Origin of the sequence: Xanthomonas cucurbitae (assembly GCF_002939885.1) — a bacterium.
In the GTDB taxonomy this organism is placed as follows: domain Bacteria; phylum Pseudomonadota; class Gammaproteobacteria; order Xanthomonadales; family Xanthomonadaceae; genus Xanthomonas; species Xanthomonas cucurbitae.
Window position 1 is genome coordinate 1 of record NZ_MDED01000007.1, and the last position, 14,233, is coordinate 14,233.

Consider the following 14,233-nt stretch of genomic DNA (forward strand, 5'->3'; position numbering starts at 1 on the left):
CGGCGGTCAACGTGGTCTTGCCATGGTCAACGTGACCGATGGTGCCGACGTTCACATGTGGCTTGGTACGCGCAAATTTTACTTTTGCCATGGGTGCAAGTTCTCGGTAATCGTTTGGAGTTAAGACGATTGAGCAATGGTGCTCACGAAAGGAATCGAACCTTCGACCTCCTCCTTACCAAGGAGGTGCTCTACCGACTGAGCTACGTGAGCGAGTTTTGCATTATGCCATGCATTTGCGTTCAATGGAGCGGGAGACGGGAATCGAACCCGCACCATCAGCTTGGAAGGCTGAGGTTCTACCGTTGAACTACTCCCGCGCCGGGAACTGCATACCACAACGTGAAACTGGTGGAGGGAGGTGGATTCGAACCACCGAAGGCGTAAGCCAGCAGATTTACAGTCTGCCCCCGTTGGCCGCTTGGGTATCCCTCCAGCTTTCCCACCGGGCCGGACCGCCGCGTGGCGATTCGGTTCGGTGTGAAGCAGCCCGTTATTTTGTTGTGGACCGCCTGCGATGTCAACAACAATTTTGAACTTCGTGCAGACACTGAATACGCGCAGCGACTGCCGCCGCGCGCACCCTCTCAGACGTTGAAACGGAAGTGCAGCACGTCGCCTTCCTGCACGCGGTATTCCTTGCCTTCCAGGCGCAGACGGCCGGCGTCGCGCGCACCGGCTTCGCCGCGGTACTTGATGAAGTCATCGAAGCCGATGGTTTCGGCGCGGATGAAGCCCTTCTCGAAATCGGTATGGATCACCGCGGCGGCCTGCGGTGCGGTGGAGCCCGCCCTGACGGTCCACGCGCGCACTTCCTTGACGCCCGCCGTGAAGTAGGTCTGCAGACCCAGCAGCGTATAGGCCGCACGAATGACGCGATTCAGGCCCGGCTCGTCCAGACCCAGGTCGGCCAGGAAGGTGTCGCGGTCTTCGTCGTCCAACTGGGACAGCTCTTCTTCGATGGCCGCCGAGACCGGCACCACCTCGGCGCCTTCGGCGGCCGCGTGCGCGCGCACCGCATCCAGGTGCGGATTGTTCTCGAAACCATCTTCCAGCACGTTGGCGATGTACAGCACCGGCTTGAGCGTCAGCAGGAACAGGTCACGCACCAGCGCTTTTTCTTCCTCGTCCAGGCCGGCGGCGCGGCCGGATTTGCCCTCGGCCAGCGCCGCCTGCAACTTGGCCAGCACCGGCTTGCGCGCCGCCGCATCCTTGTCGCCGCCCTTGGCGCTGCGCTCGGCACGGTTGAGCGCCTTTTCCACGCTGTCCAGGTCGGCCAGCGCCAGCTCGGTATCGATGGTCTCGATATCGGCGATCGGGTCGACCTTGTTGTTGACGTGGATGACGTCGTCGTTCTCGAAGCAACGCACGACGTGGGTGATCGCATCCACTTCACGGATGTGCGCCAGGAACTTGTTGCCCAGACCCTCGCCACTGGCGGCACCGGCCACCAGGCCGGCGATATCGACGAACTCCACCGCGGTGGGGATCAGCTTCTGTGGCTTGACGATCTCGGCCAGCTGGTTGAGGCGCGGATCCGGCACCGGCACGATGCCGACATTCGGCTCGATGGTGCAGAACGGAAAGTTGGCCGCCGCGATGCCCGCCTTGGTCAGCGCATTGAACAGGGTCGACTTGCCGACATTAGGCAGGCCGACGATGCCGCATTTGATACCCATGGGTTTTCCAGTGAATGGAGAATCGGGAATCGAGAATGGACAAGCGCAACCGCTCCTCCCATTCCCGATTCCCCATTCTCTATTTTTCCGTATGCAGGCGCTTCATCGCCTCGCTGAAATTGCCGGCCATTGCCAGCGGCAGCACGTCGATGGCGGCATCCACTGCCGTGCCGATCGCTGCATCGTCCTCGCGCCCTGCCCGCCCCAGCACCCATGGCACCACGCGGTCCTTGTGACCGGGATGGCCGATGCCGATGCGCAAACGGTGGAACTTGCCGTGTCCGAGCAGGTGAATGGTGTCGCGCAAGCCGTTCTGGCCGCCGTGACCGCCATCGAATTTGAGCCGTGCGGTGCCTGGCGCCAGATCCAGTTCGTCGTGCGCAACGAGCAGTTGCTCCGGTTCGATCTTCCAGAACCGCAATGCGGCGGTGATCGACTTGCCGCTGAGATTCATGAAGGTGGCCGGCTTGAGCAGCCAGACCGCCTGCCCCGCCAGCTCGACCTTGGCCGTCTCGCCGAACAGCTTGCTGTCCAGGCTCCAGCGGGCGCCGCTGCGCTCGATGAGCGCATCGACGAAACGAAACCCGGCGTTATGCCGGGTTTGCGCGTGTTCCGGACCCGGATTCCCGAGCCCGACGATCAGCCGAAGTGCAGACATGCCGGTCACCGCCGCCGATTCCCCGCATGTGCGAGGAATCGGCCAACGGATTACTTGGTCTCGGCGCCTTCGCTGCCTTCTTCACCGGCCGCATCGTCTTCCTCGATGCGCACGTGCTTGGCGGCAACCACGGCGACGTCGTGTTCCTTGCCCAGCTTCAGCTCGGGAATTTCGACGCCGGCCGGCAGCTTGATCTCGGACAAGTGGATCACATTGCCCACTTCCAGGGCACCGAGGTCGATCTCGATGAACTCCGGCAGGTCCTTCGGCAGGCAGACCACCTGGACTTCGTTGAGCTCGTGGGTGACGACCACTTCGCTGGACTTGCCGGCCGGCGAGGTCGCTTCGTTGATGAAGTGCAGCGGCACGGCGGCGCTGAGCTTCTCGTTGGCGCTGACGCGCTGGAAGTCGATGTGCATGATGAGCTGCTTGAACGGATGGCGCTGCATGTCACGCAGCAGCACCTGCTGCACGTCGCCATTGAGGCTCAGGTCCAGGATCGACGAGTAGAACCACTCGTTCTGCTGGGCGAGCCAGATCTGCTCGTGGTCGAGCTGGATGCTGACCGGCTGCAGATCGCCACCGTAGACGATGGCCGGAATGACGCCAGCGTGACGCAGGCGGCGGCTCGCACCCTTCCCCTCGTCTGCGCGGCGCTCGACCTTGATTTCGTGAGTCTTTGCCATGTTGTTTCACTACCTAGATTGGAATACCGCCTCGCGGCGATGAAGCGTCTCACCCGCGACCAGGAGAGACGTGGTACCGGCACCCGCGTGATGCGGGCACCGAATGGGGTGTTAGTCGACGTAGAGCGAGCTGACCGACTCGCCGAAGGCGATGCGGCGGATGGTCTCGGCCAGCAGTTCGGCCACGCTCAGCTGACGGATCTTGGGGCACATGCGCGCCGCTTCGTTCAACGGGATCGTGTCGGTCACCACCAGCTCGTCGAGCTGCGAATTATTGATGTTGTCCACCGCCGGGCCGGACAGCACCGGGTGGGTGATGTAGGCCACTACTTTAAGCGCGCCGCGCTGCTTGAGTGCGGCGGCAGCGGCACACAGGGTGCCGGCGGTATCGACCAGGTCGTCCACCAGCACGCAGGTCTTGCCCTGTACGTCGCCGATGATGTTCATCACGGTGGCGACGTTGGCACGCGGACGGCGCTTGTCGATGATGGCCAGGTCGGCATCGTCCAGGCGCTTGGCGACGGCGCGCGCGCGCACCACGCCGCCCACGTCCGGCGACACCACGATCAGGTTGTCGGTGCCGTAGGCGCGCCAGATGTCGGCCAGCAGCAGCGGCGAGGCGTAGACGTTGTCCACCGGCACATCGAAGAAACCCTGGATCTGGTCGGCGTGCAGGTCGACCGTCAGCACACGGTCGGCCTCCATCGCGCAGATCATCTTGGCGGCGACCTTGGCGGTGATCGGCACGCGTGAAGAGCGCATGCGGCGATCCTGGCGCGAGTAGCCGAAATACGGAATCACCGCAGTGACCGAGGCGGCGCTGGCGCGCTTGAGCGCGTCGATCAGCACCAGCAGCTCCATCAGGTTCTCGGCGCTGGGCGCGCAGGTCGGCTGGATGACGAACACTTCCTGCCGGCGCACGCTCTCTTCGATTTCGACCTGCACTTCGCCATCGGAGAAGCGCGTCACCAGCGCCTTGCCCATGCGCAGCCCCAGTTCCTTGCAGATGCTCTGGGCAAGCGGCTTGTTGGCGTTGCCGGAGAACACCAGCAGGTTACGTTGATCTTGCATGGGATCTCTCGGGCGGCGGCGAAGAGCGTGCGGGCGATGGCTGAGCTGGACAAAGCCGACCTGACGCCGGGCTTTTCTTTAAAAACTGGCAGGGGCGGTAGGATTCGAACCTACGAATGCCAGGATCAAAACCTGGTGCCTTGGGCCTCTTGGCGACGCCCCTGCATCAAACCTGTCACGCGTCCAGTGCGTCGAGCAATGGCGAGTGCGCTGCACCCTCCACCACCCACGCCCGCAGGCTGCCCGGCAACCGCGCCAGCGCCTGCTCTGCAGCAGCGCGCGTGGCGAATTCGACGAAACAGCCGCTTCCCGACCCGGTCAAGCGTGGCGTTCCGATCCTGGACAGTGCCTGGAACACCGCCTCGACGGCGGGTTCGCGGCGCCGCAGGACCGGCTCGAACGCATTGTCGAGCAGAGAACCGGAAGCGAAGTCCGCTATTTTCGCGGGCGCGGCATCCCGCGTCAATTCCTGTGATTGAAATAAGGCGGGCGTGGGCACGTGAACGCCCGGATCCACCAGCACGTAGGCCGCGTCCGCCAGCGTGATCGGGGTCAGTTGCTCCCCCACGCCCTCGGCCCAGGCATTGTGCCCGCGCACGAACACCGGCACGTCCGCACCCAGCTGCAGGCCCAGCCCGGCCAGCACATCCACCGGCAAACCCAGCCCCCACAAGGCGTTGAGCGCCACCAATATGGTGGCCGCATCCGATGAGCCGCCGCCAAACCCGCCGCCGGCGGGGATGCGTTTGTCGATGCGGATCTCGGCACCAGCCTGCGTGGCGGTGGCCGACTGCAGCAGACGCGCCGCGCGGATCACCAGATCGTCGTCTTCGGCGACGCCGGGCAAACCGTCGCCGATGCGCCGGATCAGGCCATCGTTGCGCAAACGAAGATGAATGGTATCCCCCCAGGCCAGCAGCCGAAACACGGTCTGCAGCAGGTGGTAGCCATCGGCGCGGCGCCCGGTGATTTGCAGAAACAGGTTCAGCTTGGCCGGCGCAGGCCAGGCCGACCACGCTCCCTGCGCCGACATCAGGGCGAGACCGTCCATTGATCCACCAGCAGGCGGACCTTGGCACTGCCGTTGTAGGCTTCGATGCGCTGCGGCAGCTCGGGCTGGCCGTCGCCGGCCGGTGCCCAGGCCAGGAAATCGATGGTCCAGCCGTCCTGCTGCACGGTGCGCGGGCGTCCGGCGGCGTCCAGGTCCACGCGCTGGGCGCTGGCGTCGGCGATCCGCAGCGCACGCACCCAGTCCGGCATCTGGTTGACCGGAATGGTCCAGCCCGTGGCCTCCAGCAAGACCTGCTCGGCATCCGGCCCGCTGCGCGGACCGCCATCCAGCCCTTCGATGCGACCGGCACCGGTGGCGCTGTCGCCGGTGAGCACCCAGCTCTGTCGGGTCACCGGCGCGCTGAGCTGCACGCGATAGCGTGGGCCATCCTGTTGCCAGTCGATGCGGCCACTGCCGCCGTCGCGGCCCTTGCTGATCGCCACCCGCCCCTGGAAGGACCACTGCGGATGCGCCTGCAACCAGGCCTGGCGCGCCGCTTCCGCGGTGCGCGCGGTATCGGAGACGCGTTCGACCACGGCCGCGCCGCCGCCCTGCCCGCGCGGCACGCTGACGCAGCCGGACAGACCCGCCAGCACCAGCCCGCTCAGGGCCAGCGTGCGCAGCACAACACTCACAGGCCGAATTTCTCGGTTGCGCGCTGCAGAGCGCGGTTGTCCGGATCCAGCCGGCGGGCCTCGTCGAAGTAGCGTCGCGCCTCGTCCTGCTTGCCGCTGACCCACAGCACTTCGCCCACATGGGAGGCGATCTCCGGATCCCTGGCCAGCGCCCAGGCGCGGCGCAGCTGCACCAGCGCTTCCTTGATACGGCCCATGCGGTACAGCACCCAGCCATAGCTGTCGACGATGGCCGGGTTGTCCGGATCGGCGGTCCGGGCGCGGTCGATCAGCGCCAGCGCTTCCTTGTAGCGGGTGGTGCGGTCGGCCAGGGTGTAGCCCAGCGCGTTGAGCGCGGCGACGTTCTCGGGTTCGGCCACCAGGATCTTGCGCAGGTCGGCCTCGGCACGCGGCACCTCGTCGCGCCGCTCCCAGGCCAGCCCGCGGGCGTACAGCAGCTCGCCGTCGTCCGGGTAGGCGGCCAGGCCACGCTCGAAGGCATCCAATTCGCCAGCGGCATCGTTGGCACGCTGGTGCAACTCGGCTTCCAGCACATAGGCATCGCGGCGGGCGTCGTCGTCGGCGCTGGCATCGCCCTGCAGCGCGCGCACCTCGGCCAGCGCCTCGGGTTTGCGGCCGAGTTCGTACAGTGCGCTGGCGGCGCGCAGGCGCGCTTCGCTCAATTGCGGGCCGCCGGGCACGCCGCGGTACCATTCCACCGCTTCGTCGTAGCGCTTGAGGAATTCGGCGATCTTGCCCAGCAGCAGGCGGCGGTCCGGATCCGGCTTGGTCGCATTGCTCTTGAGTTCCCCGTACAGCGCATCCAGCGCGCTGCGGTCTTTTTCCTTGGCCAGCATGGAGGCGCGCAGGCCGTAGGTCTGGGTATCCTGCGGCCCGGTGGACAGCACCCGTGCAGCGGCTTCGGTCTGGCCCATGGCGTCATAGGCGAAGGCCAGTGCGCCGCGCAGTTCGGAATCCTTCACCGCCTGCGGCTCGACATTTTTCAGCAGCGCCAGGGCCTGGTCGTTCTTGCCCTCCTGCTGCAGCTGGGTGGCGTGCAGCAAGGCCACGCGCGGCTCTTCGGGGAAGCGGCGCACCACTTCATCGACGATGCGCTTGGCCAGCGCCGGGCGCTCCATGCGCAGCGCCAGCCGGCCGAATTCCTGCCAGGCTTCGATCTGGTTGGGGATGGCGCCGGCCTTGACCAGATCTTCGAGCACGTCGGCCGAGGCCTCCGGCTCGCGACCACCATTGGCCAGTGCGATCAGCGCAAAACGCCAGCCGCGGGGGTCGGGTTCCTTGAGCAGGCCGAGCAAGTCACGGCGTGCGGTGCGCAGATCGTTGCGGCGCAGGGCCAGCGAGGCCTCGGTGCTGCGCATGGACATCGAAGAAGGTGCGCGGTCGCGCCACAGCGCCAGCGCTTCGATGGCGCGCGGGTCGTCATTGGCCAGCATGGCGATGCGGGCAGCGCGTTCGGCCAGCCCGGCATCGCCGGCTTCGGCCCTGGCGGCGTCCAGATAGGCGCGGGCGGCCTCGTCCAGCTGACCGGACTGCAAGGCGAATTCACCGGCCAGCACCGGCTCCAGCGAAGCGCTGGCGGCGTTGCCGGCCGGGGGCTTGGGCGGTGCTTTCTTCGGCGCTGCGGCGGCACTGGCGGAGATTGCGGCCAGCAAAAGAACACACAGGATGCGAATCGGTACAGGCATCGGGGGCAACCGGGCCGTAAAATGGGGCCCTGAATGGCCGCCAGCTTATCGCAAGCAACTGAACAATGACGTTGTGGGTGCTCGGACTGAATCACCAGACCGCACCTGTGGACCTGCGCGAACGCGCAGCGTTCGCAGGTGACGCGTTGCCGCGCGCGCTCGAATCCCTGCGCGCGTTGCCGCAGGTGCGCGAGGCCGCGTTGCTGTCCACCTGCAACCGCACCGAGCTGTATGCGATGTCCGACGACCCGCACAGCCTGGTGAGCTGGCTGGAGACCCATGCGCCGGGCTTGAGCGGCTACCTGTATCAGCACCAGGAGGAAGCGGCGGTGCGCCACCTGTTCCGCGTTGCCACCGGGCTGGACTCGATGGTGCTGGGCGAGCCGCAGATCCTGGGCCAGGTGAAGGACGCCTGGGCAGTGGCGCGTGCACACGGCGCACTGGGCAGCGGGCTGGACCGCCTGTTCCAGCAGACCTTCTCGGTCGCCAAGCGGGCGCGCACCGATACCCGCGTCGGTGCCAATCCGGTGTCGGTGGCCTCCACCGCCGTGCGCCTGGCGCAGGAGTCGTTCGCCCGGCTCAACGAATCGACCGTGCTGCTGGTCGGCGCCGGCGAGACCATCGAACTGGCCGCCAGGCATCTGAGCGAAGGCCGCGTGCAGCGCCTGCTGATCGCCAATCGCACCCTCGCCCATGCGCAGACCCTGGCCAGCCAGCATGGCGGCTACGCCTTGCCGCTCACCGATCTGGAACGCCACCTGGCCGAAGCCGACGTGGTGTTTTCGGCCACTGCCGCGCGCGAGCCGCTGGTGACCCGGGTGCAGGTGGAACAGGCGCTGCGCGCGCGCAAACGCAAGCCGATGCTGCTGTTCGACCTGGCAGTCCCGCGCGATATCGAAGCCTCGGTGGCAGAACTGAGCGACGCCTACCTGTACACGGTGGACGACCTGGAGCGCGCGGTGGAAGACAACCGCCGCAGCCGCCGCGAGGCCGCCGACCAGGCCGAGGCCATCATCGACCTGCAGGTGGCGCGCTACGTCGAGACCGTGCAAGCCAATGCGCGCCAGGCCCCGCTGAAGCGCTTGCGCGCCTTCGGCGACAGCACCCGCGACGAACTGCTGGCCAAGGCGCGCCAGCAATTGCACAACGGCAAGCCGGCCGACGAGGTGCTGGAACAATTGGCGCATGCGCTGACCAACCGTCTGCTGCATCCACCCACCGCCGCGTTGCGCGACGCCGCGCTCAACAACGACCTGGAACTGACCAGCGCAGCCGACCGGCTGTTTCCGGAAAAGCCCGGTTACCCACATCCCCCTGTAGCTACCCCGATCGTGAGGACTGATGACGCCGACCCTGCGCCGTAAGCTCGAAGCGCTGGCCGAGCGCCGCGAAGAACTGCAGCACCTGTTGTCCGATCCGGACGTGGTGGGCAACAACGACAGGTTCCGCAGCCTGTCACGCGAGCTGTCGCAGCTGGAGCCGGTGGCAATCGCGCTGGAAGACGAAGCGCGCGCCAAGGCCGACCTGAGCGCGGCCGAGGCCATGCGCAACGATCCGGAAATGCGCGAACTGGCCGAAGAAGAAATCGCCGCCGCACAGGCGCGCCTGGAAGCACTGGACGCGCAACTGGCGCTGCTGCTGGTGCCGCGCGACCCGCGCGACGACGGCAACCTGTTCCTGGAAGTCCGCGCCGGCACCGGCGGCGACGAAGCGGCGATCTTCGCCGGCGACCTGTTTCGCATGTACGCCCGCTATGCCGAGCGTCAGGGCTGGAAGGTGGAGATCGAATCGGACAGCCCCGGCGAACACGGCGGCTACAAGGAAGTGGTGGCGCGCGTGGTCGGGCGCGGCGCGTATTCGCGGCTGAAGTTCGAGTCCGGCACCCATCGCGTGCAACGCGTCCCCGCGACCGAGTCGCAGGGCCGCATCCATACCTCGGCGGCGACGGTGGCGATCATTCCCGAGGCCGACGACGTGGAAGAGATCGTGATCAATCCGGCCGATCTTAAAGTGGACACCTTTCGCTCCTCCGGCGCCGGCGGCCAGCACGTCAACAAGACCGAATCGGCGATCCGCATCACCCACGTCCCAAGTGGCGTGGTGGTGGAATGCCAGACCGAGCGCAGCCAGCACGCCAACCGCGACAAGGCGATGAAACGACTCAAGGCGCAGCTGCTGGAAGCCGAACGCAGCAAGGCCGCCGCCGCCGAAGCGCAGACACGCAAATTGCAGGTGGGCAGCGGTGATCGCAGCCAGCGCATCCGCACCTACAGCTTTCCACAGGGACGCATCACCGACCACCGCGTGGAAGGGCTGACCCTGTACGACCTGCCCAACATCATCGAAGGCGATCTGGAAGCATTGATCGGCCGGCTGATCCACGAGCATCAGGCTGACGAACTGGCGCGGTTGAGCGACAGCCCGTGACTGCGCAGGTCCCGCGCGCGCTGCTGCAGCTGCGCGAGGCGGTGCGACGCCAGCCCGGCGATTTCGTCGCCTGGCTGATGCTGGCCGATGCCGAGCTGGGCATGGGCGCCACCGCGGCCGGTGAGCAGGCGGTGCAACGCGCGCTGGCACTGCAGCCAGGCCACCCGGAAGCGATCGCACGGCTGGGGCGGGTGCGCTGGGCGCAGGCGCGGCATGCCGAGGCCGCCAACCTGCTCCAGCAGGCGTCCGAGCTGGTGCCGCAACATCCGGGAATTGCATTGTGGCTTGGCCATGCGCTGGAAGACGCCGGCCAGCCGGAGCAAGCCGCAGCGGCCTACACGCGTGCGTATCAGCTGCTTCCTGACCAGCCCTATATCGCCGCGCAGTTGCTCAACTGGCGGCGGCGCCTATGCGATTGGCGCGAGGTGGAAGCGCTGTCCACGCAGGTGCGCGCAGCGGTGGCACAAGGCGCCGCGGCGGTGGAGCCGTTCGCGTTCCTGAGCGAAGACGCCAGCGCGGCCGAACAGCTGGCCTGCGCACGGACGCGCGCGCAGGCCATCGCGGCGATGTTGCAGCCGCTGCCGCCGGTGGCACTACGCCGCCAGGGCGCGTTGCGGATCGGTTTCGTCTCCAACGGCTTCGGGGCGCATCCCACCGGGTTGCTGACCGTGGCGCTGTTCGAAGCCTTGCAGCAGCGTCAGACGGGGCTGCAGGTGCATCTGTTCGCCACCAGCCACGACGACGGAAGCCAGATCCGTGCGCGTCTTGCGCGTGCCACCACGCTGCACGACGTGACCACGCTGGGCCACGTGGAGACAGCCCGGCACATCCGCGCGCAGGGGATCGATGTGGTGTTCGACCTGCGCGGCTGGGGCGGTGGCGGACGGCCGGAAGTATTCGCCCTGCGCCCGGCGCCGGTGCAGATCAACTGGCTGGCCTACCCCGGCACCTCCGGTGCGCCGTGGATGGACTACGTGCTGGGCGATGCGTTTGCGTTGCCGCCAGCACTGGCGCCGTTCTACAGCGAGCAGGTACTGCGCCTGCCGCGCGCGTTTCAACCCTCGGACACCTCGCGCACGGTGGCCGCCCCGCCCTCGCGTACGGACTGCGGATTGCCCGAGCATGGCGTGGTGCTGTGCTGCTTCAACAACAGCTACAAGCTCAACCCGCGCAGCATGGCGCGCATGCTGGCAGTGCTGGGTGCGGCACCCGGCAGCGTGCTGTGGCTGCTCTCCGGGCCAGGCCAGGCCGATGCGCGGTTGCGCGCGGCAGCGAAGGCGCAAGGCGTGGACCCGCAGCGCCTGGTGTTCATGCCGAAACTGCCGCACCCGCAGTATCTGGCACGCTACCGGCATGCAGATCTATTCCTGGACACGCACCCGTACAACGCCCATACCACCGCATCGGACGCGCTCTGGGCGGGTTGCCCGGTGCTGACCACCCCAGGCGAGACCTTTGCCGCGCGCGTGGCCGGCAGCCTCAATCATCACCTGGGGCTGGAGGAGATGAACGTGGCCGATGACGCGGCGTTCGTGGCCAAGGCGGTGGCGCTGGCGAACGATACCGATGCACTGGCCGCGCTGCGTGCGCGCCTGGCACTGCAGCGGCAGCAAAGTGGCGTCTTCGATATGGACGGGTTGGCCGATGCGCTGGCCGCCGTGCTGCACGCGCTTGCGCAGGAGCGCGGCTGGCTGGGTGTCTAGCGCGCCAGTGCCAGCACCCCATTGGCGCTGTACCCGGCCGTCCAGGCTCGCTAGGCTTGGCGCATGCCATCCACTCCCGACTTCATTCCCCTGCGCCTGTGCGTGCTGACCGTGTCCGACAGCCGCCGCCTGGCCGACGACCGTTCCGGCGACTATCTGGCCGATGCCCTCACCCAGGAAGGCCACGTGCTACACGAACGTGCGCTATGCCCGGACGACCGTTACCGCATGCGGGCGATCGTGTCGGCCTGGATCGCCGATACGCAGATCAACGGCATCCTGATCACCGGCGGCACCGGCTTCACCGGCCGTGACAGCACGCCCGAGGCGATCACCCCGCTGCTGGACAAGCTGATGCCCGGCTTCGGCGAACTGTTCCGCGCGGTCAGCGTGGATGAAATCGGCACTTCCTCGCTGCAATCGCGCGCGTTCGCAGGGTTGGCCAATCACAGCTTCATCTTCTGCCTGCCCGGCTCCACCTCGGCCTGCCGCACCGCCTGGGAAAAGATCGTGCGCGCGCAGCTGGATGCCCGCACCAAGCCCTGCAATCTGGCGACACTGCGTCCACGCCTGGGGGCATAGCCTGCGCGCTCTGCACTCTTGCCGGAACGCGCATGTCGCACCTCAAACGCAAGGCCTACAAGCAACTGCTGGCACCGCTGCAAATGGAACTGGTCGGCATGGCGCGCTGGCTGCGCCACACCAATCAGCGTGCGCTGGTGTTGGTGGAAGGCCGCGACACCGCCGGCAAGGGCGGCGTGATCCAGACCATCGCCAGCCACCTCAATCCACGCCAATGCCGGGTGGTGGCGCTGCCCAAACCCAGCGACCGCGAAAGCACGCAGTGGTACTTCCAGCGCTATCTGACGCATCTGCCGGCTGCTGGCGAATTGGTGTTGATGGATCGCAGCTGGTACAACCGCGCCGGCGTGGAACGGGTGATGGGCTATTGCACCGATGCGCAGTACGAAACGTTCCTGCAGCAGGCGCCGTGCTTCGAACAACTGCTGGTCGATGACGGCATCCTGCTATTCAAGTACTGGCTGTGCGTGGACCAGGCCGAGCAGGAAGAACGCTTTGCCGAGCGGCACGAAGACCCGCTCAAGGGCTGGAAACTGTCGCCGGTGGACCTGCAGTCGCGCGATAAATACGACGCCTACACCGAGGCGCGCGAGCGCATGCTGGAAGCAACCCACACCCCGGCGGCGCCGTGGACGCTGGTGGACTTCAACGACCAGAAACGCGGCCGGCTGAGCCTGATCCGCAACCTGCTGGACCGGCTCCCGGACACCGCGGTGCCCGAGGAACCGCTACCGCTGCCGCCCTTGCACGGCAAGCCGCACAAGGAACGCTACGGCATGCTGGAACCGATCGACGATTACGCCGGCCAGTCCTGAGAGACCTCGTCGCTGGCCGCAGTGGCGCGCGGCAGCGGATGCAGCCCGGCCTGACGTTCGGCCTGCTCGGCCTGCAGCACCAGCTGGCTCAGGCGCTGATTGAACAACTGCATGAAGCCGCGATGCAGCGGACGCATCGCTTCCATGTAGTCCACATCGTCGGCCTGCGCGCCGAGCGGGCTGCACGAAGCCAGCAACATTTCGTCCAGGCGCAGCGCGCTGTCGGGCAGGCGCACCAGCGCGGCGCGGCGCAGCCAGTCACGCAGGCCGCTGCGGTATTCGGCCGCCAGGATGTAGGCCACCTCCACCTGGTCCAGATCCACGTCCGGGTTCCAGGCCAGTACCTGGATCACCTGGGAACGCTCGTCCAGCATGCGGCTTTCGGTCACCAGCGCATGCAATTGCTGCAGCAGACGCCACTGCGCGTGCGCGCTTTCGCACTGTGCGAGGGGCATGGCATCGATGGCCAGCGCCAGGCGGCGCGCGAACAGGGCCGGCACTTCGGCCAGCACGGCCGGGCCGGCGTCGGCGCCGAGCAGGAAACGTTCGGTGCGCAGCGCGGCGGTGTCGGGCAGATAGCCGTCCTGCAACGGGCGCATCACGCCGTGATCGAGCAGCGACAGCACGATGTCCAGCCAGTAGCGACGCTCCTGGTGCAGCGCGCGGTTGGCGCTGGCGTTCTGCCAGGCGCTGCGCACTTCATCCAGCCGCGCAATGCAGGCCTGGGCATCCAGGTTGTCCCATGGGGCGCGGGTGGCGTCATTGGGGTCGAAGCTTTCCGCACTGAGCATGCCGCCGCCGAAACGGTGCCAGGCCGCGCCGCGCTGGCTGGCGGCCGGATCGAGCCTGGAGGAACTCACCGGGGTCACAGCCGCCGGACGCAGCAGTGCCGCATAGGCATCAGCCCAGGACTCGGGCAGGCGCGCCGAGAGCGGATAGCTGGCGCTGGGCGCACCCAGGCCACGCCGCGCAAGCCGCAGACTCCACATCACCGCACCGATCACGATGCCGGCAAAAGTCCAGGCCAGCAGCCAACCCGCAGCCGTCTGACCGGGCTGCAACACCCGCGTCTGCGGCTGCTGGAACAACAGCCAGCCGCTGCCCACCAACGCGCCGAGATAGAGCCACGGCCCGCCCTGTGCCAACGCGCGCGTGCGGCCATGGGTAGGCAGGTGGTGCCCGTGAGTGTGATCCTGAGATGGAGCGGCCATTACATTCCCCTGAACGCCTGATCGCGTTGA

14 protein-coding genes and 4 tRNA genes are annotated in these 14,233 nt (G+C 67.0%); 5 read left to right on the top strand and 13 right to left on the bottom strand.

Annotation, left to right across the window (positions count from 1 at the left end):
• The 12 genes from XcuCFBP2542_RS19315 to XcuCFBP2542_RS05545 form a co-directional block, all read right to left on the bottom strand.
• On the bottom strand, window positions 1–91 hold a 91-nt coding region (locus XcuCFBP2542_RS19315; protein WP_146090302.1), incomplete at its 3' end, for a GTP-binding protein.
• A gap of 46 nt (window positions 92–137) precedes the next feature.
• Window positions 138–213, bottom strand: a tRNA-Thr gene (locus XcuCFBP2542_RS05495).
• 33 nt (window positions 214–246) lie between these two features.
• Window positions 247–320 (bottom strand) — tRNA-Gly (locus XcuCFBP2542_RS05500).
• A 29-nt stretch (window positions 321–349) separates the two neighbouring features.
• Window positions 350–435, bottom strand: a tRNA-Tyr gene (locus XcuCFBP2542_RS05505).
• Between the two features lie 152 nt (window positions 436–587).
• Window positions 588–1,679, bottom strand: coding sequence for a redox-regulated ATPase YchF (gene ychF, locus XcuCFBP2542_RS05510; RefSeq protein WP_104602616.1), 1,092 nt, complete (start codon window positions 1,677–1,679; stop codon window positions 588–590).
• Window positions 1,680–1,758: 79 nt separating this feature from the next.
• On the bottom strand, window positions 1,759–2,337 hold the full coding sequence (gene pth / locus XcuCFBP2542_RS05515; RefSeq protein ID WP_104602719.1) for an aminoacyl-tRNA hydrolase: 579 nt from the start codon (window positions 2,335–2,337) through the stop codon (window positions 1,759–1,761).
• A gap of 50 nt (window positions 2,338–2,387) precedes the next feature.
• Entirely contained in the window at window positions 2,388–3,023 is a 636-nt protein-coding gene (locus XcuCFBP2542_RS05520; protein ID WP_104602617.1) for a 50S ribosomal protein L25/general stress protein Ctc, read from the bottom strand.
• Between the two features lie 111 nt (window positions 3,024–3,134).
• On the bottom strand, window positions 3,135–4,094 hold the full coding sequence (locus XcuCFBP2542_RS05525; RefSeq protein WP_104602618.1) for a ribose-phosphate diphosphokinase: 960 nt from the start codon (window positions 4,092–4,094) through the stop codon (window positions 3,135–3,137).
• Between the two features lie 86 nt (window positions 4,095–4,180).
• Window positions 4,181–4,257, bottom strand: a tRNA-Gln gene (locus XcuCFBP2542_RS05530).
• Window positions 4,258–4,269: 12 nt separating this feature from the next.
• Complete coding sequence (ispE, locus tag XcuCFBP2542_RS05535; protein ID WP_104602619.1) at window positions 4,270–5,145, bottom strand: 4-(cytidine 5'-diphospho)-2-C-methyl-D-erythritol kinase; 876 nt, start codon at window positions 5,143–5,145, stop codon at window positions 4,270–4,272.
• Window positions 5,127–5,780, bottom strand: coding sequence for a lipoprotein insertase outer membrane protein LolB (gene lolB / locus XcuCFBP2542_RS05540; protein WP_104602620.1), 654 nt, complete (start codon window positions 5,778–5,780; stop codon window positions 5,127–5,129). Before lolB ends, ispE begins: the two co-directional genes overlap by 19 nt.
• The gene (locus XcuCFBP2542_RS05545) at window positions 5,777–7,465 is read right to left on the bottom strand and encodes a tetratricopeptide repeat protein (RefSeq protein WP_104602621.1); all 1,689 of its coding nucleotides are present in this window, start codon (window positions 7,463–7,465) and stop codon (window positions 5,777–5,779) included. The genes lolB and XcuCFBP2542_RS05545 overlap by 4 nt, the downstream gene beginning before the upstream one ends.
• Before the next feature lie 65 nt (window positions 7,466–7,530).
• On the opposite strand from XcuCFBP2542_RS05545, the gene hemA reads away from it, so the two are divergent.
• From hemA to ppk2, 5 genes are all read left to right on the top strand, one after another.
• On the top strand, window positions 7,531–8,829 hold the full coding sequence (gene hemA / locus XcuCFBP2542_RS05550; protein ID WP_104602622.1) for a glutamyl-tRNA reductase: 1,299 nt from the start codon (window positions 7,531–7,533) through the stop codon (window positions 8,827–8,829).
• Entirely contained in the window at window positions 8,807–9,892 is a 1,086-nt protein-coding gene (gene prfA, locus XcuCFBP2542_RS05555; RefSeq protein ID WP_104602623.1) for a peptide chain release factor 1, read from the top strand. Before hemA ends, prfA begins: the two co-directional genes overlap by 23 nt.
• Window positions 9,889–11,595 carry an O-linked N-acetylglucosamine transferase, SPINDLY family protein gene (locus XcuCFBP2542_RS05560; RefSeq protein WP_104602624.1) on the top strand — a complete coding sequence of 569 codons (1,707 nt, stop codon included), beginning with the start codon at window positions 9,889–9,891 and terminating at the stop codon, window positions 11,593–11,595. Before prfA ends, XcuCFBP2542_RS05560 begins: the two co-directional genes overlap by 4 nt.
• A gap of 63 nt (window positions 11,596–11,658) precedes the next feature.
• Complete coding sequence (gene moaB / locus XcuCFBP2542_RS05565; protein ID WP_104602625.1) at window positions 11,659–12,177, top strand: molybdenum cofactor biosynthesis protein B; 519 nt, start codon at window positions 11,659–11,661, stop codon at window positions 12,175–12,177.
• Between the two features lie 32 nt (window positions 12,178–12,209).
• Window positions 12,210–12,992 (top strand): polyphosphate kinase 2, encoded by a 783-nt coding sequence (ppk2, locus tag XcuCFBP2542_RS05570; protein WP_104602626.1) that lies wholly within the window; start codon window positions 12,210–12,212, stop codon window positions 12,990–12,992.
• Here the strand turns inward: ppk2 and XcuCFBP2542_RS05575 are convergent.
• Entirely contained in the window at window positions 12,974–14,203 is a 1,230-nt protein-coding gene (locus XcuCFBP2542_RS05575; RefSeq protein WP_104602627.1) for a hypothetical protein, read from the bottom strand. The genes ppk2 and XcuCFBP2542_RS05575 overlap by 19 nt on opposite strands.
• Window positions 14,204–14,233: the final 30 nt, after the last annotated feature.